General features: G+C 60.6%; 20 protein-coding genes. 7 read left to right on the top strand and 13 right to left on the bottom strand.

The window, feature by feature from the left end:
- Both NW835_RS05805 and NW835_RS05800 read right to left on the bottom strand, forming a co-directional pair.
- Positions 1 to 332: lyase family protein (locus tag NW835_RS05805; protein WP_414414767.1), on the bottom strand; the 332-nt coding region annotated here is incomplete at its 3' end.
- 9 nt (positions 333 to 341) lie between these two features.
- Entirely contained in the window at positions 342 to 620 is a 279-nt protein-coding gene (locus NW835_RS05800) for a hypothetical protein (RefSeq protein ID WP_414377293.1), read from the bottom strand.
- 300 nt (positions 621 to 920) lie between these two features.
- Here NW835_RS05800 and infC point away from each other — a divergent pair, with 300 nt between their 5' ends.
- The 3 genes from infC (at position 921) to NW835_RS05785 (ending at position 4,008) form a co-directional block, all read left to right on the top strand.
- Entirely contained in the window at positions 921 to 1,478 is a 558-nt protein-coding gene (gene infC / locus NW835_RS05795) for a translation initiation factor IF-3 (protein ID WP_414365575.1), read from the top strand.
- Positions 1,479 to 1,493: 15 nt separating this feature from the next.
- Positions 1,494 to 1,958: a thioredoxin-dependent thiol peroxidase gene (gene bcp, locus NW835_RS05790; RefSeq protein WP_414414766.1), complete on the top strand. Its 465-nt coding sequence runs from the start codon at positions 1,494 to 1,496 to the stop codon at positions 1,956 to 1,958.
- A 124-nt stretch (positions 1,959 to 2,082) separates the two neighbouring features.
- On the top strand, positions 2,083 to 4,008 hold the full coding sequence (locus NW835_RS05785; protein ID WP_414414765.1) for a serine/threonine-protein kinase: 1,926 nt from the start codon (positions 2,083 to 2,085) through the stop codon (positions 4,006 to 4,008).
- Positions 4,009 to 4,152: 144 nt separating this feature from the next.
- Here the strand turns inward: NW835_RS05785 and NW835_RS05780 are convergent, their stop codons facing one another.
- From NW835_RS05780 to NW835_RS05770, 3 genes are all read right to left on the bottom strand, one after another.
- A complete protein-coding gene (locus NW835_RS05780) occupies positions 4,153 to 5,646 on the bottom strand; it encodes a YcjF family protein (protein ID WP_414414764.1) in 1,494 nt (497 codons plus the stop codon).
- Between the two features lie 283 nt (positions 5,647 to 5,929).
- Positions 5,930 to 6,097: a hypothetical protein gene (locus NW835_RS05775; RefSeq protein WP_414333977.1), complete on the bottom strand. Its 168-nt coding sequence runs from the start codon at positions 6,095 to 6,097 to the stop codon at positions 5,930 to 5,932.
- Between the two features lie 51 nt (positions 6,098 to 6,148).
- Positions 6,149 to 6,700, bottom strand: coding sequence for a fasciclin domain-containing protein (locus tag NW835_RS05770; RefSeq protein WP_414348948.1), 552 nt, complete (start codon positions 6,698 to 6,700; stop codon positions 6,149 to 6,151).
- A gap of 157 nt (positions 6,701 to 6,857) precedes the next feature.
- Here NW835_RS05770 and NW835_RS05765 point away from each other — a divergent pair, with 157 nt between their 5' ends.
- Positions 6,858 to 8,615, top strand: a complete 1,758-nt coding sequence (locus tag NW835_RS05765; RefSeq protein ID WP_414414763.1) for a phospholipase D-like domain-containing protein — start codon at positions 6,858 to 6,860, stop codon at positions 8,613 to 8,615.
- A 9-nt stretch (positions 8,616 to 8,624) separates the two neighbouring features.
- Here NW835_RS05765 and NW835_RS05760 read toward each other — a convergent pair whose 3' ends face one another.
- Positions 8,625 to 9,608: an acetyl-CoA carboxylase carboxyltransferase subunit alpha gene (locus NW835_RS05760; RefSeq protein WP_414377302.1), complete on the bottom strand. Its 984-nt coding sequence runs from the start codon at positions 9,606 to 9,608 to the stop codon at positions 8,625 to 8,627.
- Between the two features lie 171 nt (positions 9,609 to 9,779).
- Here NW835_RS05760 and NW835_RS05755 point away from each other — a divergent pair, with 171 nt between their 5' ends.
- A complete protein-coding gene (locus NW835_RS05755) occupies positions 9,780 to 10,313 on the top strand; it encodes a hypothetical protein (RefSeq protein WP_414414762.1) in 534 nt (177 codons plus the stop codon).
- 23 nt (positions 10,314 to 10,336) lie between these two features.
- On the opposite strand, the gene NW835_RS05750 is transcribed toward NW835_RS05755, so the two are convergent.
- The 7 genes from NW835_RS05750 to nrdJ form a co-directional block, all read right to left on the bottom strand.
- On the bottom strand, positions 10,337 to 10,816 hold the full coding sequence (locus NW835_RS05750) for a bis(5'-nucleosyl)-tetraphosphatase (protein WP_414372295.1): 480 nt from the start codon (positions 10,814 to 10,816) through the stop codon (positions 10,337 to 10,339).
- Between the two features lie 5 nt (positions 10,817 to 10,821).
- A complete protein-coding gene (locus NW835_RS05745) occupies positions 10,822 to 12,057 on the bottom strand; it encodes a hypothetical protein (RefSeq protein WP_414414761.1) in 1,236 nt (411 codons plus the stop codon).
- A gap of 67 nt (positions 12,058 to 12,124) precedes the next feature.
- Positions 12,125 to 12,316 carry a hypothetical protein gene (locus NW835_RS05740; protein WP_414414760.1) on the bottom strand — a complete coding sequence of 64 codons (192 nt, stop codon included), beginning with the start codon at positions 12,314 to 12,316 and terminating at the stop codon, positions 12,125 to 12,127.
- A 41-nt stretch (positions 12,317 to 12,357) separates the two neighbouring features.
- A complete protein-coding gene (locus NW835_RS05735; protein ID WP_414414759.1) occupies positions 12,358 to 14,553 on the bottom strand; it encodes an argonaute PAZ domain-containing protein in 2,196 nt (731 codons plus the stop codon).
- Positions 14,554 to 14,594: 41 nt separating this feature from the next.
- Entirely contained in the window at positions 14,595 to 14,993 is a 399-nt protein-coding gene (locus NW835_RS05730; protein WP_414414758.1) for a hypothetical protein, read from the bottom strand.
- A 107-nt stretch (positions 14,994 to 15,100) separates the two neighbouring features.
- Entirely contained in the window at positions 15,101 to 16,201 is a 1,101-nt protein-coding gene (locus NW835_RS05725; RefSeq protein WP_414414757.1) for a hypothetical protein, read from the bottom strand.
- Between the two features lie 183 nt (positions 16,202 to 16,384).
- The gene (nrdJ, locus tag NW835_RS05720) at positions 16,385 to 19,972 is read right to left on the bottom strand and encodes a ribonucleoside-triphosphate reductase, adenosylcobalamin-dependent (protein ID WP_414414756.1); all 3,588 of its coding nucleotides are present in this window, start codon (positions 19,970 to 19,972) and stop codon (positions 16,385 to 16,387) included.
- 331 nt (positions 19,973 to 20,303) lie between these two features.
- Here nrdJ and NW835_RS05715 point away from each other — a divergent pair, with 331 nt between their 5' ends.
- Together NW835_RS05715 and NW835_RS05710 are read left to right on the top strand one after the other, a co-directional pair.
- Positions 20,304 to 21,518 (top strand): site-2 protease family protein, encoded by a 1,215-nt coding sequence (locus tag NW835_RS05715; RefSeq protein WP_414414755.1) that lies wholly within the window; start codon positions 20,304 to 20,306, stop codon positions 21,516 to 21,518.
- A gap of 86 nt (positions 21,519 to 21,604) precedes the next feature.
- Positions 21,605 to 22,216 (top strand): M16 family metallopeptidase (locus NW835_RS05710; RefSeq protein WP_414414754.1); only part of this gene is annotated, 612 nt, incomplete at its 3' end.

The following is a 22,216-nucleotide window of genomic DNA, read 5'->3' as shown; positions in this document are numbered from 1 at the left end:
TTCATGTGGTGGGAGGTGCCTGCCCCGGCCTGGTAGACATCCACCACAAACTGATCCCGCAGGGATCCCTGGAGAATCTCGTCTGCTGCTTGGACGATGGCCTTGGCCACCTCAGGGGGAATGCAGCCCAGCTCGCCGTTGACTTCAGCCGCCGCCTTTTTAATGAGTACACAGGCCTCCACGTACTCCGGTAGCGGCTTGAGGCCGCTGATGGGAAAATTCTCCAGGGCGCGGGCGGTTTGGATGCCGTAGTAGACCGACTGGGGCAATTGCCGCTCCCCCATCGAGTCTCGCTCGCTGCGCACTTGCAGTGGGTCTGTCTTTGGAACCATAGCACAGCTTTAGCTGGCAGGGCTCTCCTCAGCGGGTTTTTGGGAAGGCTCCTGCAGGGTTAGGGATCCCTTTTCCTGGAGGGCGGCCAGCTGTTGGCTGAGGCGCTCGTTGTTTTCCGCCAAGACGAGCACCATGGCCGCGCAGGCCAGATGGACTCCGGCCCGGAATTCGGCCGAGGTTTTGTACTGGGCCAGCGCCTCGCTGTCTCCTTCCCGCGGGCTTAGGATCAGTTGCACCGACTTTTGGGCCAACTCTTTCAGTTCCCGTTCCGTTAAACCGAGCTGCACTGCTTCTGCCCTCCCTTCTAACCGGAAAACAAGCCCCACCCTGCCCTCTCGCCAGCAGGATTGCCACTTTGGTTATCCTACCGCGGTTGCTGCCCCAATCCGGCATCCTTACTTCCAGGGGATCGGCTCAGAACCCCTAGAAGAAAACAAAAAATGCCAGCTAGTATAAGTGCAGCATGCTTTGCCCTTCTGGCCGATGGCCCACTTGGGGGTGCAAGTCCATCGGCCGGCAACGGCGCAAAATAGCCTGCTATTCTCTGAGTACTACCCATCTTGGTTGTTGTTCACAGAGAGGAAAACTTGTCCGTAGAACGTCCACTTGACCGCTTTCCCCACAAGCAGCGCGCAGAGCTGCCGGCGATTAACGAGCGCATCCGCTTCCCCAAAATTCGCCTCATCGATACCGATGGCACCCAGTTGGGGATCATGAGCCCGCGCGAAGCCCTGCGCTTGGCCGAAGAAAAAGATCTGGACTTGGTCTTGGTGAGCGACAAAGCGGATCCCCCGGTCTGCCGCATCATGGACTACGGCAAGTTCAAGTTTGAGAAGGAGAAAAAAGAACGGGAGGCCCGCAAAAAACAACACACCGCCGAGATCAAGGAAGTGAAGTTTCGCTACAACATCGGCGAGCACGACTACCACGTGCGCCTGCGCAGCGCCCAGCAGTTTTTGGGGGATGGAGACAAGGTGAAGGCCACGGTGATGTTCCGCGGCCGCGAGGCGCAGCACGCCGAGTTGGGAGAAGAATTGTTGCACCGCCTGTTCAAAGACCTAGAAGACGTGGCGGAAATGCAGCAGCCCCCCCAGAAGGAAGGGCGAAACATCATCATGATCCTCTCCCCGAAAAAATCGACCTGAGGATGAATCCCACCGATGCCGCTAGCAGTTGGGGATCCCGCGCCGGAGTTCACCTTGCCCGATGCCGAGGGCAACTTGATCAGCCTGGGCCAGTTGCGGGGCCGGCGGGTGGTGCTCTATTTCTACCCGCGGGACAACACCCCCGGCTGCACCCGAGAGGCCTGTGGCTTTCGGGAGGCCTACGCCGACTATCAGGCCCACGGGATCCAGATCTTGGGGGTGAGCCCCGACGATGCCCGCTCCCACCAAAAGTTTGCCCAGAAGCTGCAACTGCCCTTTCCGCTGTTGGTGGATGAGGGAGGCAAGGTGGCCAGTGCCTATGGGGTCTATGGCCCGAAAAAGTTCATGGGCAAAGTGTACAACGGCATTCACCGCACCACCTTTGTCATCGATCCGGAAGGGAAGATCGAGGCCATTATCACCAAGGTCAAGGTGGAGACCCACGCGGCGGAGCTGCTCCAGCAGTTAACTGGCTCCTAGTCTCTCTGTTGGGGGGTGCAGGGGGAGGGGGAGCCCTGTCGGCAAAGGTGCCGAGATTAGGACAAGAAGAGAGCGGGCAGGGGATATAACGATACAAAGTGCCGGTATGGATTCCCCTGGGGCCGTGTCCCGACGCACCCGTACCACCAAGTCCATTCACGAGAGCTACCAAATTTTGGGTCTGGCTGGCCAAGGGCAGTATGGGCGTGTGTTTTGCGCCTGGCCCCGCCAAGGGGGGGATCTGGTGGCTCTCAAGGAGCTGCCGGCGGAGCGCTTTCCCACCCCCAACCTGCTGCGGGAGCTGCGCTACCTGCTGACGTTGAACCACCCCAATATCACCCGCTGCTACGCCCTCGAACATGCCCGTGAGGGGCGCTATTTGGTGTTGGAGTACTGCGAGGGAGGCACCCTGCGGGAGCTGATCGACCAGGTGGAGCAGGGGCTGTGGCTACCGGTCAAGCAGGTTTTGGGCTTTGTGGATCAGATCTTGGCCGGCTTGGATCATGCCCATCGACAGGGGGTAATTCACTGCGATGTGAAGCCCGAAAATATCCTGCTTAAACCCACGCCGCAGGGTTGGCAACTGAAGCTGACGGACTTTGGCATCGCCCGCCACCCCCAGCCTGCTCCTGGCGAGATCACGGCTACCGGATCCCCGGCCTACATGGCCCCGGAGCGGTTCTACGGCCAGTTTAGCCCCGCTTCCGACCTCTACGCGGTGGGGATCATCCTCCTAGAGCTGTTGACGGGCCAGCGGCCCTTTTCCGGCTCCCCTAGCCAGTTGATGCACGCCCATCTCAACCAGCGGTTTGTCTGTCCAGAGGGGATCCCGGCCCCGCTGCAGGAGCTGCTGGAGATCACGTTGCGCAAGTTGCCCCTGCGGCGGTTTCGCACGGCGGCGCAGATGCGCTCGGCTCTGGCGGTGTTGGCCCAGGAGTGGCAGGAGCCAGCCAGTTGCTGGGTTGGCCCTCGCCTGCCCCGGTGGTCTCCCCCCGGTTTGCAGATCTGGGATCTGCCGGATCCAGGTTTTGTTAGCGGTGGCGGGATCGAGTCCCTGCCTGAGCAAAAGTTCTACATCTGCGAGGATCCCGGCGGCTGCCGCTCTCCGCTGCTGTTGCGGGTGACCTCCCAAAAGCTGGAGTGGCTAGAGCTGCAGGCCCTTGCCTCAGGAGCGCTGCCTCTAGCCCGTTTCTCCTTGGCCGAGCCGTTGCAGCAAGTGCTGCCCTTGCCGAGCTTCCCGGAGGCTTTGGCTTTTTCCAAAAGCAGCCTTTTGCACCTAAGTCCCGCACGCATCCGTACCTTGCTGAGTTTTGCGGAGGATTGGCGGGCCACCTGGCTAGAGGAGCGGCAGGAGCTAATCTGGGCCACCGCCCAAGAGCTGGGGGCTGTGCAGTGGCAGCCAAAAGGGCCAACCGCCACTCAGCTCTTCCCTGAGTTCCACTGCTATTTCCGCTGGCCTGGGCAGAGGTTGCAGCCGGATGGCCAGGGATCCCTGCCCCGCTTGCTGGCCCTCTCGGATTATCTGGTTTTGCTGACCGGTGCGGGGCGGCAGTGGGTGCAGATGAGCCTTTTGCCCTATCCCACCGGTTTGCCTTTGCAGCCGGGATCCCAGCCGCTGCGCTATCACCTACCCCTGGATCCCAAAGGGAGGGTGCTCAGCTTGGGGGAACGGCTGATTTTTGCCCCCAGGGATGGAGAGGGGCAGGGATGCTGCCCCCACCTTTGCTCGGTGCAGGTCAACCCTCTGCGGCTGCGCCGCTGGTTTTTGAAGGGGTGGCCCCTGCAGATGGCCAAGGCCCCTTGGGGCGTGCTGCTTCTGTGTCGCGAGGGAGAGGAGTTCTCTTCCCTTTGGTTGTATAGCAAGGGGGGGGATCCCTTGGCCCAGGTGGCCGTGCCGCCCGGATCCGAGGTGTTGCAAGTGGGGCAAAGGGGACTGGTCTGGCTGCAAGTGCCCAAGACCGGGAAGCCACAGCAATTTCAGCTTTGGCAGTTGGATCTTAACCAGTTGCCGGCCAATGGCCATGCTGCTGAGGTGGTTTCTTTGGGCTAGCGACGGGTCAGTTGCCAGGGATCCTTGCCACTACCTTCGGCTCTGCTTCCTTGGGGAGCGGGAAAAATAGGGGCTGAGAGGGCAGACTGTTTCGCTGCCAACTCTTTGCCCTGAAATGGCTGTAACTGAGCTTGGGCTGTTTGGCTAGCTACTGGAGTGGGCTTGGCGAGCCAATTGCTTGAGAAAGGTCAGAGGATGACGGTTGTGAAGCTGCTGCTTGAGCCGCTCTTGCAGGAGCTCCTCCTGCCAGGGATCCCCCGATTGCAGCCACTCCAAGTAGCTGAGCCCTGCCACCCGCGTCAGATAGGCCCCGCTGGCCGCCTGCAGGGGGATCCCCACAAACATCCAGGGGCTGGCTTTGAGGACAGAGCCTAGGGAGTGGGTAGCCAGCTCTAGTCCCCCGAGCTGCACAATCATTTGCGCCAGGCTGCGGGCAATTTGCTGGGCCTGCTGCAGAGTGATGCGGCGATCGAACACCTGATGCAGCTCCCCGATCATACGCGCCTGGATGGCTACCCCGGCCAGCACATCCAAGGCCGGGAGGGGGGTCACGGCCAAGGCAGCGGCCGTCGCCCACTGCATCCGTTCCACGATCCGGCGACCCTGTTGGTGGCGCTCTTCCCGCAAAGCCTGTTGGACGGCCTCGCCCAGCGTTTGGGTCTGCAACAGGGCGTTGGCCAGGCGCAGATGGGATCCCTTTTGCTGTAGCAGGCGGGCCATCTGCTGGATGAGGGCGGCAGTATCGGGGGGCTGTGGCTCCCAGGTCTCTTTCCGGGATCCGTCTGGAAAGCAGTAGCGGACTTTCAAGGGCTCTGGGTCGGCAGCAATGGCCACCACCTGCTCAGGGGGGATGACGCCGGCGGTGCGCTGGCGCAGGTGGGCCAAGATGATCTCCACCTCTTCCGGCAGCATTTGATCCGTCTTGTTGAGGGCCAGGATGGTGGATTTCCCCAGCCGGGCCAGCTCTAGCAGCTCGGCATATTCCGAGGCCAGCAGATCCCCGGCCACCACCAAGATCAGCAGATCGGCCTTCTGGGCCAGGGCGCGCGCTTCTGCCTCGCCGGCGCCGCCGATGGTCAGCAGGCCAGGGGTATCGGTGAGGGAGATGGGGCCGCTCCAGCCCTCCAGCCGATAGGTGTGAACGGATCCCTGCTGGGTAGTGCCCAGGGTGGGAGCGGTTTCCCCCACAGGCTGCCCCATCAAGGCGTTGATCAGAGAAGTTTTGCCAGCAGAGGCAGTGCCGAACACCACCAGGTGCAATTCCTCCTGGGCCAGCCGCCGGTCGATTTCCTGCATCTTGGCCTGTAAGGCGCGACGGCTGATCTCGTTTTGCAGCTTCTGGATGAGGCGATCGACATCCTGCAGATCCGCCTGCACCTGATCCCGGGTCAACTTAACCCGCCGTTTGCCTGGGGTGGGATCCCTCTGCTGTTGGCGAGCCTGTTGCCACCAGCGCTGCACCGCCAGCCCTGCCGCCACCGTTCCTCCCAGGATGCCGGCCACCAGCAGATCTGCCAGCGGCACCGAATAGGGAGCAACAAAGCTGTAGATGCCACTAACCCATTGCAGGTATTGGCTGAGAGCCGCCAAGCCCAGCCCCGTCAATAACCACAGCCACGTGGAGCGCGACAACACCATGCCAACCCACAGCTTGCCCAAATGCCCGATCCGGAACGGAGCCTGATCTCTAGAGAAGCTCTGAAGATCTATCCAGAGGTCTACAAAGGCAAGAGAAGCGATCGCAAATTCAGGACGGCTGAACCCTCTCCGCTGGCAACCCCGGCGCAAGCTGGATCCGCAGCCTCTTCTTTAGCATAGGGCTTAGTGTAGCTGAGCATACAATTTTTTCGGGTGAGCCAGCGCAGGGACGGCTGACCCCAGCTAGGGAATCAACGAGAGAGGCAGGCACTGAAGAGCGTCCTCAGCCCAAGCGGCCAGGGATCCCCGCCAAAACCGCCGGCGGCTCCAGCGGCGCCGGCAGAAACTCACCCCCCCGGTAGTCCAGTAGCTGCACCAGGAGCAAGTAGCCCACCCCCAGGGCAATGGCCAAAGCTCCCGTAACAATAGCCACCCACTTAGGCCGTTCCACGCTGCGCCTCCCCAATCACTGCCGGACTTGATCTTAATGATGCCTGAAGCCTTAGCGAGGTGGGATCAAGACGGTGTCGATGACGTGGATGATGCCGTTGGCAGCTTGAATATCCGCGGTGATCACGTTGGCGTTGTTGATGCGAATCCGTCCGCCCTCAAGAAGGGTGACAGTGACAGGGGATCCCTGCAAAGTCGTGACCTGCTGGCCGGACCTGAGGGCGCTGGAGGGGGCCAAGCCGGGAACCACGTGGTAGGTGAGAATGCGCACCAGCTCTGCCCGGTTCTCAGGCCGCAGCAAGGCTTCCACCGTGCCAGGGGGCAAAGCGGCAAAGGCAGCATTGGTGGGAGCAAAGACCGTGAAGGGGCCTTCTTGCTGTAAAGTCCCCACCAAGCCCGCTGCCTGCAGGGCCGTCACCAAGGTACTGAAGTTAGGGTTAGCAGCGGCAACGGCGACGATATTCGGCAGTGGCGTAGGGCTGGGAGAGAGAGTCGGAGTGGGCGTCGGCAGGGCAATGGCTGTATCGTTGCTGGAACTGCCACAACCGACCAAGGCCAAGCAGGCAGCCGCCGTCAGTCCAAGGGTGAGGGCTTTGCGGTTCATAACAAAAGTTAATAACTCAAAACGTTCGTCCCGATCCTAGGGTCAAAAACCGTTCCCGCACGGGTGGCCCCAGAGCAGAGCAGGGATCACCTTTGCGTAGAAGTGGCTACGGTAAAGTTCGGTATTCTGGGTGTGATTGCTGGAGGGGAGAAAGGGGATGAACGGGATCCCATCTTGGCGGCGGCAACTGCGGCGTTGGCTGCCCTGGGCTGCCCTGCTGCTGCTCCTGGTGGCAATTGGCTACTGGGTAGGCCCCCGACCCCGACCTTATCCCCAAGAGCCAGAGCTGCCCACCCTGGCCCCTCTGCCGCAGCACCCCCGCATCCGGGTGGCCTTCAACCAAAGCCGCGAGAGCACCTATCGGGATCCCTATCGCCAGGTCTATCGCTACGGCTACAACCTAGAGGAGTTGATTATCTCTCAGATTCGCTCTGCCCGGCAGTCGGTGGATGTGGCGGTGCAGGAGCTGAACCTGCCTCTCATTGCCCAAGCCCTGGCCGAGCGGCGGCAGGCCGGGATCCCGGTGCGGGTGATTACCGAAAACACCTATGTGCGGGCCTGGCACCAGCTCACCCCTGCCGAAGTGGGGGCGCTGGACAAGCGCAGCCGTCAAAAGTTCGAAGAGTACCGCCACCTGGTGGATGTGAACCGGGACGGACAGTTCTCCCCTGAGGAGATCGCCAGCCGGGATGTCTATGCCCTGCTCGATGGGGGGCAAGTGCCCTGGCTGGATGACACCGCCAACGGCTCCAAGGGCAGCGGCCTGATGCACCACAAGTTTGTGATTATCGACGGGCAGCGGGTGCTGACCGGGTCGGCCAATTTTACCCTCTCCGATATTCACGGGGATTTCGATGCCCCCGGCAGTGTGGGCAACGCCAATCACCTACTGCTGCTCGATAGCCCCGAGCTGGCCCGCATCTACACCGAGGAATTCAACCTCATGTGGGGGGATGGGCCAGGGGGATCGCCCGACAGCCGCTTTGGCGTGCAAAAGCTCAGGCGCCCCCTGGAGACGGTTTACCTTGACGATGCCATCGTGGGGGTGCATTTTTCCCCTGCCAGCCGCTCCCTGCCCTATGAGGCCACCTCCAACGGCCTCATCGCGGCCACCCTGGCCCAAGCGCGGCAGCAGGTGGATCTGGCTCTGTTTGTCTTTACCGACTCAGGCATTGCCAACCAGCTCAGGCAACTGCGCCAGGAGCGTAACGTAGAAATTCGCGGCCTGTTTGACCCTGGCTTTGCCTTTCGTGACTACAGCCGCACCCTGGAGATGTGGGGGCTGCTGCTCCCCGACGAAAACTGCCGGGTGGACGCGGCCCGCCTGCCCTGGACAGTGCCCGCCTCCTCTGTGGGCGTGCCCAACCTCGCTCCGGGAGACAAACTGCACCACAAGTTCGCCATCGTTGACCCCGGCACCCCCCAGGCCACGGTGATCACCGGATCCCACAATTGGTCGGTGGCGGCCAACCACCTCAACGACGAAAACCTCTTGATCATCCGCAACCAGCGGGTAGCGGATCACTTTGTGCGCGAGTTCGAGCGGCTCCTTGCCGAGGCCCGCTTTGGCCCCAGCCGCCGCCTGCAGCAACAGGCGGAAGAGAGAGCCCGCCTCTGCCCCAGCCCTGTCCCCGTTGCCCTCTCCCCATCTGAAGCAGAGCCGGAGCTGCTGGAAGTCGAGGCGATCTCCGTTCCTAACAGGGGATCCCCTTCCCAGCCGGCTACCCCGCAATCTTCTCGCGTGAACTTAAACACCGCCACCGCAGCGGAGCTGGAGCAGTTGCCCGGCATTGGCCCAGGCCTGGCGCAGCGCATCATCGAGGCCCGCCCCTTCTCCTCCTTGGAAGATCTGCAGCGGGTCAAGGGCATCGGCCCGGCCCGGATTGAGCAACTGCGGGATCGGGTCACCTGGTAGGGATCCCGCCTAGCTTTCCTGAGCCAGCTCCAGAAAAGCTCCCATACGACGAAACTTTTGGTAGCGCTCCTCCCGCAACTCCCGCCCGCTCAGGGCAGAAAGTTCCTTGAGATGTCGTAGGAGCGCCTCCTTTAGGGTCTGGGCAGCTTCCAGAGGAGCGCGGTGGGCGCCGCCAACCGGCTCTGGCAAGATCTCGTCGATCACCTCCAGTTGCAGCAGATCCTGGGCGGTAATGCGCAGGGCGGCGGCGGCTTGGGGCGCTTTCTTGGCATCTTTCCAAAGGATGGCCGCACAGCCTTCCGGCGAGATCACCGAATAAACGGCGTGCTCAAACATCAAGATGCGATCTCCAACGCCAATGGCCAAAGCCCCTCCGGATCCCCCTTCGCCGATGACAGTGCAGATGATGGGGATCTCCAGCCGAAACAGGGTCTGCAGGTTGGTGGCGATGGCCTCCCCTTGGCCCTCCGCCTCTGCCTTGACTCCCGGATAGGCCCCCGGCGTATCGATAAAGGTCAAGAGCGGCAGGCCAAAGCGGTGGGCGTGTTCCATCAGCCGCAGCGCCTTGCGGTAGCCGGCGGGGTTGGGCATGCCGAAGTTGCGGTGGATGTTGTCCTTGGTGTCGCGGCCTTTTTGGTGGCCCAGGATCATCACCGGCTGATCCCCCAGCTTGGCCAGGCCGCCGACGATGGCCGGATCGTCTTGGCCGTGGCGATCCCCGTGCAGCTCAAACCAGTCGTCGCAGATGGTCTGGACATAGTCCAAGGTGGTGGGGCGGCGGGGATGGCGGGCCACCTGCAGCCGCTCGACAGGCGTGAGCTGGCTGAAAATCTCGCGGCGCAGCTCTTCGGCTTTGGCCTCCAGTTGGCGAATCTGCTCGGAGGCGTCGATGTCGTTTTCTTCGGCCAAGGCCCGGATTTCCTGAATGCGCTGTTCGAGGGCGGCAACGGGCTGCTCAAACTCCAGCAGCAGTCGGTCGGTAGCTTTGGTCATGAGCAGTTGAAGTAACCTTGAGTTAAAGTGTGAGGCTGATGCGGGTCACAGCTTTTGAGGTGGTAGGCTGCTGAAGGCCAGGAGCCACTCGCATGGCGGCGCGTAGCGCTATCTTCTCACATCCGGATTTTCTAAGCTAGAGAAGGCCCTCTTCTGGCTCCGCTCAAACCTGTGTTTTCCTCCTCCCACTCCTCTGCGCCTCTTCCCCCCTGGCTGCGCTGGGCGGTGGTGGGATCTGTCGTCCTGGCCATCGCAGGGGGCGCCTTTTGGCACTACGCCCAGCCGGAGCGGCAAATCCAAGCCCACACCCAGAGGTTGCTGCAAGCTGTAGAACGGCGAGATTGGGCCAAAGTAGAAAACTTAGTGGCCGACACTTATCGCGATGGCTGGGGCTTGGACAAAGAGCAGGCACTGGCCTACAGCCGCGAGATCTTCGGCCAGTTTTTGCGCCTGCGCATCCGGCCTCAAGAGCTACAGGTGCAGCTCGGCGCTGGGGATCAAGGCCAAGCCACCCTCTGGTTTATTATTGAGGGATCCGGCGGCCCTCTGGCCAACCTGACGCGGGATCAGGTAAACGCGCTGGAACAGCCCTTCCGCCTGGACTGGCAGCGGCGGGATCCCTACCGTTGGGAGCTAACCCGTCTGGAGAACCCTGCCCTGGAATTGCCCCTTCTCCCTGGTCAAGGACAAGCGGGCCACAAATGAAGGGAGGTCAAGCTGCCCGAAATTTAGAACTTTCCTGCCTGCCAAAGCTGCTCCAAATGGGTCTGGCAGCGCCGCAGGATTTGGCGGCTTTCTTCGAAGGTAATTTGCTCCAAGGCTTCGGGGTAGGAGCACCAGCGGTAGGCGGCTACCTCCTCCGGCTGTACCTGCAGCTCAGGGGGAGGAAACTGGGGCGGCAGCAGGGCCACGTAGTAGGTAACGGTCTTGGCCACCGCGTTCCCCTCTGGATCTGTGAAGGTGTAGGCCTCCTGCAGCGTCAGGGGGTCGGGCTGGCCGGGCAGGGTCAGAAGCTGGTAGTCGGTCAGGCCGGTTTCCTCGCGCAACTCCCGCCGGGCTGCGGCCAGGTCGCTTTCGCCCTCATCTTTGTGCCCTTTGGGGAAGGCCCAATGCCCTTTCTGGTGCTGGATGAGCAGGTAGAGGTGGGATCCCTGGGCGGGCGGGAGGGGCAGCACCGGGATCACGCCGTAGGCAGCATCGGTCAGCATGAGAGCTAGTCTCCAAAGAGTTTGATGGCAGGTGGCCTGGGATCAAAAACCCCGTTGGGATCCACCCGCGGGCGCTCCACCCCTTGCAGGGGCGAGAGAGGGCGACCGGTGTTGAACTGAAAGAGATAGATGGGCAACTGGCTGTCGCCTAATGGCAAGAAGGCCAAGGTATCGATCTGGGTGAGGGCATTGCGGCTGGCCGGTCGGGTGAGGTTAAAGGCAGCGATGCGGTCTTCCAAGGGGGTCTCTGCGGCAGTGCGTCTGCCCAGGCCAATGCTAAATTGCTGGTTCCCCCGCTCGTCCACTCCTAAGGGCCGCACCTCTCCCAGCTCGACTGAGGGACTGCTCTCCGGCAGACCGGCCACCACCGGCGGCGCATCCAGCGGCGGCTGTGAGGGCAAAAAGCGCAACTGCACCCCCTCTGGCAGAAGGCGATAGTCCTGGTAGTCGTGCCGGATGGCAAGGGATCCCCTGAACACGCGGCGGGTCAGGCCCTCCAGCGTCCAAAACCCATAGCCCACATTGATGCGGCTGCTCTCCGGCAGCCAGTAACGGGCGCCTCCCTGGGGAGCAGGCACTGCCGTAAACCCCATGAGGACATAGGCCTGCCCCCACACCCCTGACAAAAACAAGAGCACCTGCCGCGGCAGCCCTGACTCTGGCTCCAGCCACAGCTCCCGCAACTGGCCCTCCTGCAAGGGCTCTAGGCGCAAGTGCTGGACAGGGGATCCCGCCAGATCTGCTCGTTCTGAGGAGACGACGCGGTAGCGGCTGGGATCAGCCTCTAGCTCAAAACTCACCGAGGGCAGGAGCGCTTCGGGCCGGCTCACGTACACTGAATACAGCTTGAGCAGGTCCGATTGGTTCACCACCTCCAGTTGCCGCGAATCCAACAGGCGAATGCGATCCCCTTCAGCTACCCACGCCTGCCAACTGCCGTCACGGCGGCGGAGCACATCCAGGGTGGCTGTGAAAGTTTGGGATCCCTCCACCCGCACCTGCTGGCGGTACTGCAAGTTGGGCAGAGGCGGCAATTGCTTCAGGGCAGCGTTGTAGCGCCCTAGCCAAACTTGGGGTTCCAGCTCGGCGCTTGGGGAAGAAGCGGGATCCGACTGGGCCAAGGCCGGATCTGCCGCCTGTAGGGCAACCAGCCCCGTTAGCAGGAACACCACTCCGCTGAGATAGCCCCCGCGGGATCCCTGCCGTCGCCACCCTCTCAGTTTGGACTGTCTGGGCGACATTAGCTTACCTCGGCTTGCCCTGCTAAATTGAGAGGCTCCCCAGCAGGGATCCCTCCTGCCCGGACGCCTACTCGATGGAAATAGACTGGGAGCCTTGGGTGGGGGCGGGTGAATCCTCCACCCTCAAGCCCTGGGACTCCAGCCAACTGCGCAGCGGATCTTGCTTGATATCCAAGCCCAGCAGGCCGCTCAGGAAACCCCCGCAGAAGACAACGGGGTTGCTCAAGAAGGTCTTCCAGACCTCGTTGTTGGTGAACATAGCCAACATGCCAAACCCTTCCCTATCCTAGCAGGGCCAAGCTAGACGGCAATTAACTTCTGGCGATCTATGCTTTGCAGGACATTGAAGATGTTGCTGCCAAGGCGCTGGAACTCCTTGCCGCTTTTGTCAGCAAAATGGAGTACCCAGGGAAGCCTGCAGGCTTGGAATCCACTGGCAGGATGAAGTTGAGAAAGGTGATAAGTCTGTAGAGCCAAGACCTCCAAAGGCGTACTGCCATATTCGTGGACAACTCGCAGGGGCCTTGCGCTGCCAATAGAGCCTGCGCCTCTCCTGCCGCTTGTTACCAGAGTAAATGACTTTCGCGAGTAGTCGAAAACAACGGTGCCTATTTCGGCGTCTTTGTACTTACCTTTTCCTTCTTCTATCCCCATTCTTCCTGTACCGCTTTTGCGTATGCCAACAATATCCACAGCAATCTTTTCTTTTTCTAGCTCCTCAATTGTTCTACTAAATTCGCCTCCTTGAACTAAACCATCCCTCATCAAGAGAACCTTGCTGGGATAGCGATCAAGCTTGTCATGAAACTTATTGACAAGTTTGGACACAGTTTGATAGATTGCGTCCCCGGAGAAGGTTTCTCCTCTCTGCACAGCAGGCAGCTCCCAACCTAAGCTCTGCCCATCGGCCAGCACAGCAAAAGCAGAGGCTCCGTAGTATAGCTGCCGATTAGTGCCCACATCAAAGCCAATGATTAGCTCAGGGCGTTCAGGATGGTCGAGGGGTTCCAGGAGTACCGGCTGCCATGCTGCCTTACACAGAAGCCCTAGGACGACGTTTAGGGCTTTGTAGGGATCAGCGCCAGGGATCATAAACTGAGTCGCTATCCCTGCTTCAAGGGCCTCCATGCGGATCTTTTGCTTGCGCTCATTGGGCGACCAGGGCATGACAACCAAAACGGTTTTGATCCCTTGCTCAGCCCAGTGTTGCCAGAATCTTTTTCGGGCAAGATCGCCTTCAGGCAAGTCTTGCTGAGTGGCACAGAAGTCCAGTTCAACTTCTACTCCGCTTTTTTGGGCTACCTCAAGCAAGCACTTGCGCACTTCGCTGGGATACTCTTGCCTGTCGTCGGAGAGGTTTAGGCATCCAAACTTAGTCTCGCCTACTTTTGCACATCCCTGATACCTAACCCGAGCAGGATTTTGAACTTGCTTGCGACCCGATCCCAATAGCTTTGGCTTGGGCAGGATGTAGCCCTTGGCCTTGAGGGGCTCAACTTCCAGCTTGGGAGGGTTGTAGACATTCTCTATAAGAGTCTTTGCAGTCTTTTCAGACTCTTGCAATCGTTTCTCTAGGCTTTTTCTAACATGCTTGATAACACGGTCGATAACTTTGCTGCTAGAACCTTTGTTACCTTCTAGACTGGCCAGCATTTCCAAGGTTAAAACAGGCGATAGCCTTCGAGACAGATGGGGCAAACGCTTTTGCTTTGAAGCTACTTCGACTACCCAAGAGCTTTGCACTTCCTCTCTAGGTGCATTGTACTTCTGTAAATGGTACTCTGCCAGACTCATGTTCAGTTCTGGCAACTGAATCTCTCGCGGCAACTGATTGGAAAGAATACCCAGATACTCCCAGATCTCGCGTTTACCGTATGTATTCCGAACCCACTTGATTGGGATATCTGGATAGTTTTCCAGCCATTCATGCAAAGTCCACGGCGTGTAGAGGCGGTGATGAATATCGACTTCTAAGTAAAGCTTTCCATCTGGTTCGACAGCAACATCTATCGCTCTCCCTCTGTGGATTTCCCAGCCATCTCCGGAAAGTTCTACCCCTTCCTGAGCAGTGATCCACCAGAGTAGGCCTCCTCCTATCAATTCAACTGCAGTTTTGGTGTACAGAGATCTAAGGCGCGACTCTATCCTCTTGCGCTCAAAGCTTTCGAGGGCGCTTCTTTCTTGGGGATTGGCACAGGTTAGAACCCTAAGCCCACACTCTTCTAACTCCCATTCTGGTGTTTTGAGCTGGCTGGGCGAGACTCTTTCCCGTGTGATAATGCGACTCCCCAAACGAACGGCTATTACACCCAGCCGATTGCAAACCTTAGCAATAGCTTTCTGCTCTTCTCCTGGCTCCGGAAGTGGGTTTGGCCTACAGGTGTACTCATAAAAGGTGAGGTCTTCCTGAGCTAGCTCCTTAACAAAGAAGCGATTGAGTATAACTTCAACTGACTGGTTCTGGTGAAGCAGGCTCATTGGTGGATTCTTCGTCATCTTTCCAGGACAAGCCCTAGCCCCTTGTTAAGATCCCCAGCTCAAGGACGAAACAGCTCCGGTGGGGCCAGGTCATAGCTAAACGCCTCGGCTTCAAAGTGGCCGCTCATGCCCACCACTTGCCATTCAGCGCTGCGATTTCCTTGGCGGAAGCGCAACCGCTGCGCCCGCAGGGGCACCACCTGAATGACCTCGGCTGGAAACGCCTGGTACTCCCCCAGGTACTGCCGGGGATCCGGCGGCAGGTCGGCACTGCTTTCGATTTGAATCCAAAACACCCGCCCCGCCTGGTTGCCGTAGGCCCGGGTCTGCTCTTGGCCTTGGTAGTGCTCCACGCCCCGTAGCCGCTGCCGCCCTACCTGCACAGACTTAGCCCACTCCGGCAAGGGATCCCCCAAACTAATGGACCAAGCCGGCCCGCCCAATCCCAGCCAACCCAACAGCAGCAGAACCCAAAGCCAGAGCCAGCAGCGTGGCCTTCTACGTGCAGGGACCCCCTCCTGGGCAAACATTGGTTTCCTCCACAATTCAACTCAAGGCCTTGATCTCAACGTAGGCGAAAGCCAATCCGCCCCCTTGCAATATCAAAGGCAACGTCGGCGTTGAAAAACAGGGGCATGCCCAACAGTTGCACTCTCTGGCTGCCGTTCACAAAGATCCGATCCCGGCTGGGCGTTACCGGAAAGCCCACCCGAATGCGGTAGTCAAATGCGCCCTCCAGGACGGCGCGCCATTCCGACCCGGGGGGCAGGGTTGCGGTGGGAAAGGGAGGGGATCCCAACAGGCGAACGTTGAGGAAGATGTCGGAGGCGCCGCTGTCAAATAGGGTGGGACTGAGGACATTTTGAATAGAGGTATTGCTGATGCTGTAGGCCACCTGCAGGGCTTCATCCCGCCAGATGGGCGTGCCATTGGGAAAGCTTCCCACCTGAGGCAGTTGCCGGAAGTTGAAACCAGCGGTGTTGGCCTCCGTCAGGCCGAGGGTGAAAAGGCCTTGCACAGAGTCGAACCCACCTGTTTGGAGGATGTACCCAGAACCCAAATTGCCCGGCAGGCGAGGAAGGGGGCTAAACAAGTTGGCATCGGGGCTGCGCTCGTCTAGGGAGGTGCCAAGGATCCCAGTAAAGGGCCGCCCTGGTCCAAATAGGTTGTCGGAGCAGGTGGCCACCAGACCCTCCACACAGGTAATTTGGTCAATCAACTGAATCGTTACCGGCTCTTGACTTTGGATCCCGCCCAAGCCAAAGGGAGCGCGGGCCAGGACTCCGATAAATTGTGTGCCATCGGCAAAGGTTACTGTGGAAGGGATCCCTGTCCGCTCCAGGCCAAGGCGGCCTGCTGCTGACGATAAGATGCGCAGCCCTGCCGAGCCGGTGTCCAGTAACACCTCGGCCTCCCCCCCTGCCACTTCCACCCTCAAGCTCAGCAACTTAAAGCGGCTGTTGCCCAAAGTGCGCACCGTCAGAGGGATTGACTGGCTGCCCGGCTCAGGCAGAGGCGGGAGCAATCCAGGAGGGGAGGTCCCAGAGCCCTTGGGGCTAGAACAGGCGATCCCCAGCAGCACCACCAGCGCCAGCACCAGCCCCCCCAGCCTGCGCCGGATTTCCCTCGCCCAGGCTTTCCTTTGGAGCCGCTCTCCTGTCTGCATCAGATCCCACTCCCCCAGCCACCAAACGCTTGGGCAGGGAAAACCCGACTGCGCCCAGCGCCCCTGCCCTGCCGATGGGGCTGCCAAGGCGCGCACGGCTATCCCAGCCAAGAACAGTGTAGCCAGGGCCGGCTAGCGGAGAAGGGGCAACAGCACCTAGCTTGGGCGGGATCCCCCCTTCTGCTAACGGGACGGGTTCTCGCTCTGCGGGCTAGCCTCCGGCATCAGACAGCCGAGAGCATCACACCCTGCCGGCCCCTCTGCCATGAGGGCGAGGTTGCGGTCGTAGCGCGCCAGGGCCTCGTAAAAGTTGTCAGTCTTTCGTCTTTGCTTGACCTCAGCCATCAGCCGTTCATAGGTGGCTTTGTCAATTTTCTCAAAGGGCAAGCGGGGGAAGGGAGCGTCGAAGCGCGCCAACAGCGCTGCGCTAATGTACCCCTCGTCGTCGCGGATGGCCTCGTAAATGCGGGATCCCAGCGCCTCGATCTCGTCCTCCCGCAGCTCGATGGTGGCTGAGGTGTTGTGGGTAGTGTAGTACTTTTGCACCTGCATGTAGAAGTCAAACTGGGCCAGGGCAGAGAAGCGCTCAATCTCAATCTCCTCGGCGCCGGGCAAATTGGCCCACTCCACCTCCACCGGCAGCCCCACCAGCCACTCGGTACAGCGGGGATCAAAGGGATCGTTGAGCAGGTTGCCGTTTTCGTCCTTGTCCGCCTGGGCAGGCACTACCGAGTAGCCATAGTCCAGACAGGCGAGGGCCACGGGGTCGTTTTTGGCAAAGGTGATGCGGCGGATGTAGCGCTGGGCCTTGGGCGGGTGCCAGCCGGGCGAGGCGTTGGTGAGCAGGGACTTGGTGCCAGCAGGCTGAACAGTGGTGCAGCGGTTGGGACGGCGCAACCCGTGGCGGTCGCAGTAGTCCCAGACCACGCGGTGGACAACCTCCTTCCAAAAGCTGAGGTATTCCCGCTCCTGCTGCTTAAACTCCCGCCCCAGGGGCGTATCCGGCCTCCCCTCCTGCCACCAGCGCAGCCAGTCCACCCCAAAGGCTTTGACGCAAAAGTCAAACAGCCCCGTAAACGAGACGCCGACGATGGGATCCCACTCCCGCGAGCGCTGGAAGCGGGGCTCGACAAAGCGATGGTGCAATAGCGCCGCCGCTGTCAGGGCCCCGGCTGTGAAGGCCTCCTCTTGTTCCTGGCGGTTGTGGGGATCCAGCCGGTTGAGGTGGATCTCAGCCAGGTTGCAGTGGAAGTCGCATCCAATGATCTCGCCGCAAGGGTTTAACCCATACCGCCGCAGCCGGTGCTCCAGTTCAGCCTCGGGCAGGGTTGGCCAGTGGTGTTTTAGCCAGCGTCGAGCTTCCTCTGGGCCTTGGGAAGCATAGATGTTGAGGAAGGTCTGTTTCAATTCTGGAGTGGCGAGCAGGTCGGCATTGGCCCGCGCCACAGCTTCCCCCGCCCACTGGATGGCTCCCTCGCCGGAGTAAAACTGCTTGCGCACTGCCGCAATGCACTCTTCTCGCGTTGGCTTGCGGTGGAACACACGCGTGTGGTTGGCCATGCGCAGGGCATCCCGCTCCGGGTCAATTCTCCAGTTGCCCTGCTCGTCCTGCTGCCAGAGGTTGTCCTTGGCGCTGGATCCCAGCTCGTCGTCGGCAGCAAATTGGCGCATGCCCGCGCTGTTGTGGGTGAGATAGCCATTGCAGTAAAAGCAATGGGCCTCTTCGACTTCAATGTCGTAGGTTCGTACCCAGTCATGGCTGCCTAGGCCCTTAACTGTAACGGGGATATCCAAATCCAACCCCGACTCAGCCAAGTATCGTTCATAGTTGGCTTCGACCGACCGAGCTCCTTGGCAGCCCATGCCGCGCATCTCAGTGTAGCTGTATACTTCCCGCAGCAGGGAGCCCGGAATCGTAAAGCCATGCGTCTCCAGCCCTTGGGGCAACTTCCCTTTAGCTGAGTAGGGAGCCACCAAGGCGTTGTACCGATCCTTGAACGCCGGTAGGGTAAGGCTGTATTGAACCTGCCAGTTCTCCTGCTGGGGGGGGAGGATTTTGAGTCGGCCTGCAATACCCAGACTGGAGAGCACAGCCCCCACTTGCAGGGCAAAGGAGCGGTGGACAGTTGTCAGCAATTGGGGGGGATGACTACGGGTTGACCCATTGCTGTCGATAAGGCCTGCCAGGTAAGCTGACCGTACCTCAACGGTGCCGCGCAGGATAAAGTCGGGAACTTGCAGGGGTTGCTTTGGTTTCTTGATGTGCCGCTCGAAATACTCCGCCAGCGGGATGCAGGAACACACAAACTTTGCCCTGTTCTCCCCTGGCCCATAGCTGCAGGTAGCTGTCAGCCCGAAGGCGGCTAGCGCCTGCTCCAGCTTAGCTTGGAGACGGGAAAGCAGCTCGGGATCCAGGGTATTGGCACTCCACTCCAGGTGACCGTAGGGCTTGCCGTGGAGATCGCGCCCCAGCGCAACATACCCACCCCCCTGGGTAAACCCAATGAGCCAGGCCACCTCTGGTGTCAGGGGCGGGATGTGCAGGGGCTTTGCGGTGGGGCTTTGGCTTGGACGAGGTGCCGTAAAGTCCTCAGGGAGATGGGTAATGGTGCCGGGGAGAACTTGGGTGTTGTGCAGCAGACGATCCCCCTCGACTAACTCGTGGGTACTTTTCCATGCGATGTTCCCCCGAGCGTCTGCCAAAACCGCATGGCGGTGGTTCAAAGTTGAAAAGAAAGGAAGGGCATTGGTCTCTATTTCGTAAACTTCTTGGATCCCTTGGTCAAACTTGTTGACCACCCGACGAAACCCAAGGGGGGTCTGAACCCAATCGCCTACCTGCACATCCTTGATGGGCACCAGACCTTGTGAGGTGTGCACCAAGGCGTTTTCAGGTAAGCACCGCCGAATGTTCCCCGCCACAATCGTCACCGCCGCCTCGTCGATGAGCAGGCAGCACTCCACCGAGTTCAGTTGTCTGCCCACCGCTTTGTTGAGGATGGCGGCACAGCGCTCGTAGAGGCCGGGCAGCTTGATGGGGTTGGCCACACCCCCAAACCCCTGTAGCCGCTCGCCGGCAGGGCGGACATCGCTCAAGTCCACCGTCACCTGGACCTCGCCGCCCAAGCTGGAATCCGCCGCCAGCTCCAGCAGCGCCTGGTAGGACTCCACCCAGCCCTGCCGGCTATCCCCCACCTGGATGTGCACGTGGGATCCCTGCCGCTGGATGCGGGTGTGCTCCTGCCGCTGCTCTCGGGGGGTGGCGCCGATGGATCCCACCACCTGGACCTGTAGGCGGCTAAGGATGGGGGGCAACTGGCTGATGAACTGGGGTTCCAGCACCGCCCCTGTGCCACAGCCCATCATGGCCAGATCCATCATCAAGCCAAAGGAGCGCCAGTCGACCACGGTGAGGCTGGTGCAGTTGTAGGCGCCGGAGTAGTTTTCCGGCTTTTGGATCCACTCGGTGCCCATCACCCACAGGGCCCGACCCGAGATCAACGCCTTCAACTGCCGCTGCAGATGTTCCACCAGCTCCCGCTCCTGGGGAGTGAAGCGTCCTAGGCGGGCAATGTCGGCCAGGGTGCGATCGCAGACGTCGCTCCAAGTCTCGCGGCTGCCATCCGGGCGCCGCCGACTGTAGGTGCGGTAGAACACTGGAGCGGCCGTCGGAGCTGTTGCTGGGAACTCGCCCCCAGCATCTGGCGCTTGCCCTTGTGGCAAGGGCACCGCTTTGCTCTGTTCGCTTGAGCGGGACGAAATCGACACCATAGCCACACCCCTCCTGCAAAGCTGCCCGTGGAGTCCGACGAAACTGGCTTTTTGTTTTGATTTTCCTTGCCGGCCAGGGCCGTCCCAGAGGAGTTGCCCGACCCGCCGGCCATCCAAATGCCCAACTAGGCTACCACAATCATCAAGGGGCAGGGGGTGTCGTGGGCTCTGGCTATTTTCCCCAGCTCCCCCAAGTGGGGGCAGGCGGGGGATCCGTTACCAAGCCCTGGAAAGGGCTAGAGTGGAAAGGAAGGGATCCCCAACGGAAGGGTTGCCTGCTGTCTTAGAAACTGTGCCCCCTGGGCAAAAGCTGTGTAGGGAGTTGAGGGCTATGACCAGTCGCCTGCGCATTGGGAGTTTGTGGGGGATCCCCCTCTTCCTGGACTACACCTGGTTTCCAGCGGCTGTGTTGCTGGTGCTCTCCTATGGCCTGGTGACGGCGCTAGGGCTGTTTCTCTCCTTGCTGGCCCATGAGTTGGCCCACAGCTTGGTAGCCCGCGCCTATGGAGTCCGGGTGAGTTCCATCACGCTGTTTATCTTTGGCGGCATGGCGGCCATCGAGCGGGAAGTTCCTCGCCCCCTGGGCGCCTTTTGGGTGGCCCTGGCGGGACCCCTCCTCAGCTTGGGCTTGTTTGTCCTCTTTAGCGTGGCCGGAGCTTGGATGGGGCCAGGATCGCCGCTAGTCCCAACCCTCGCCAGCTTGGCTGCCATCAACCTAATGATTGCCCTGTTTAATCTGCTGCCAGGTTTGCCCCTGGATGGGGGGCAGATGCTCAAAGCAGCCATCTGGGCTTGGACAGGGGATCGGCAAAAGGGCATGCTCTGGGCAGCTCGCGCTGGCCAAGGAGTGGGCTGGGGCTTAGTAGGCCTAGGTCTGCTGGTGGTATTTTGGGGAAGCCTCAACGGCCTTTGGCTAGGCCTGATTGGCCTATTCATTTTAAACAGCGCCCGTCGCTATGAGCAGTATGCGCAACTGCAGCGCGTGTTGGCCCGCCTGAAGGCCGCAGACGTCATGAGCCGTCGGTTTCGCGTCCTGGATGCGGGCATGAGCCTGCGGGAGTTTGTCGATCGCTACCTGGTTCCCGCTTCCCTCCAGCCAGAGGCAGGAGGGGGAGTTCAGGAAGTGTACTTTGCCGAGGAGGACGGCCGCTACCGGGGCCTGGTGAGGCCGGAACTGCTCAACGACATCGAGCGCAGCCAGTGGGATCACCTCACCCTCAAGGCCATTCTCAAGCCGATGGAGCAACTGCAGGGGGTACGAGAGGAGACCCCTCTCCTCCAGGTGATGCAGATGATGCGCCAGGCGGAACCCCGTCGCGTCTTGGTCTTCACCCCCAGCGGCGCCATTGCCGGCTTGATCGACCGCGGCGATGTGGTAGCAGTAGCGGCGCGGGAGCTGGGGGTGATCCTGCCCCAGGAGGTGGTGCAGCGGCTGCGCGACAGCGAAGAATGGCCTCCGGGCTTCCAAGTGGAAGAAAGCCTAGCCGACGAAGGATCCCCCAGCTTTTCGTGGCCAGGAGCAACGGATACCCCTTCCAAAACCTAGAGAAATGACCCCTCCCTGGAGTATTCCAGGCGCGAAGGGGGGGTTGTCTTGCTAAAATTAAGTTTGTTCTCTATCGATTAAGAATTTTGAGCCGCCTACCTCGTCTTCTGCCTGCTTACACCCATCGCTTAAACAGCGGGCTGCGCGTTATTCTTCACCCCGTTCCCATTGCCGACTCGGCTACAGTGGACGTCTGGGTACAGACAGGCGGGCGCAACGAGCCGCCGCAGTGGCTGGGCATCTCCCACTTTCTCGAGCACATGGTTTTTAAGGGCAGCGAGTGGCTGGGCCCCGGCGAGCTGGATCGCGCTATTGAAGGGCGGGGAGGCATCACCAACGCTGCTACTGGCCAGGATTACACCCACTACTACATGACAGTAGCTGCCGCCGATCTGCCGGAGACTTTACCCTATCTGGCAGAGGCGGTGTTGCGGGCTGGGATCCCGCCCGAGGAGGTGGAACGGGAGCGCCAGGTGGTTTTGGAGGAAATTCGCCGCGCTGCTGACGACTTGGGATACATCACCTACCAGCTCCTCATGGAAACTGCCTACGGGGAGGAGCACCCCTATGGGCGACCAGTGCTGGGCACGCCGGCAAGCCTGATGGGGTTGACCCCAGAGCTGCTGCGCGCCTACCACCGCGGCTGGTACCGGCCCGAATACATGACAGTGGTGGTGACGGGAGGCATTGACCCTGAG

It is taken from the genome of Synechococcus sp. OH2 (assembly GCF_047462155.1).
In the GTDB taxonomy this organism is placed as follows: Bacteria; Cyanobacteriota; Cyanobacteriia; order Thermostichales; family Thermostichaceae; genus Thermostichus.
This window is presented reverse-complemented; position numbering and strand designations above follow the sequence as displayed.

Bases quoted from the DNA above. Each gene is read 5' to 3' on its own strand.
- bcp (WP_414414766.1), top strand. From the start codon at position 1,494: ATGCCGCTAGCAGTTGGGGATCCCGCGCCGGAGTTCACCTTGCCCGAT.
- NW835_RS05780 (WP_414414764.1), bottom strand. From the start codon at position 5,646: ATGGTGTTGTCGCGCTCCACGTGGCTGTGGTTATTGACGGGGCTGGGC.
- NW835_RS05770 (WP_414348948.1), bottom strand. From the start codon at position 6,700: ATGAACCGCAAAGCCCTCACCCTTGGACTGACGGCGGCTGCCTGCTTG.
- NW835_RS05765 (WP_414414763.1), top strand. From the start codon at position 6,858: ATGAACGGGATCCCATCTTGGCGGCGGCAACTGCGGCGTTGGCTGCCC.
- NW835_RS05760 (WP_414377302.1), bottom strand. From the start codon at position 9,608: ATGACCAAAGCTACCGACCGACTGCTGCTGGAGTTTGAGCAGCCCGTT.
- NW835_RS05750 (WP_414372295.1), bottom strand. From the start codon at position 10,816: ATGCTGACCGATGCTGCCTACGGCGTGATCCCGGTGCTGCCCCTCCCG.
- NW835_RS05745 (WP_414414761.1), bottom strand. From the start codon at position 12,057: ATGTCGCCCAGACAGTCCAAACTGAGAGGGTGGCGACGGCAGGGATCC.
- NW835_RS05740 (WP_414414760.1), bottom strand. From the start codon at position 12,316: ATGTTCACCAACAACGAGGTCTGGAAGACCTTCTTGAGCAACCCCGTT.
- NW835_RS05735 (WP_414414759.1), bottom strand. From the start codon at position 14,553: ATGACGAAGAATCCACCAATGAGCCTGCTTCACCAGAACCAGTCAGTT.
- NW835_RS05725 (WP_414414757.1), bottom strand. From the start codon at position 16,201: ATGCAGACAGGAGAGCGGCTCCAAAGGAAAGCCTGGGCGAGGGAAATC.
- nrdJ (WP_414414756.1), bottom strand. From the start codon at position 19,972: ATGGTGTCGATTTCGTCCCGCTCAAGCGAACAGAGCAAAGCGGTGCCC.
- NW835_RS05715 (WP_414414755.1), top strand. From the start codon at position 20,304: ATGACCAGTCGCCTGCGCATTGGGAGTTTGTGGGGGATCCCCCTCTTC.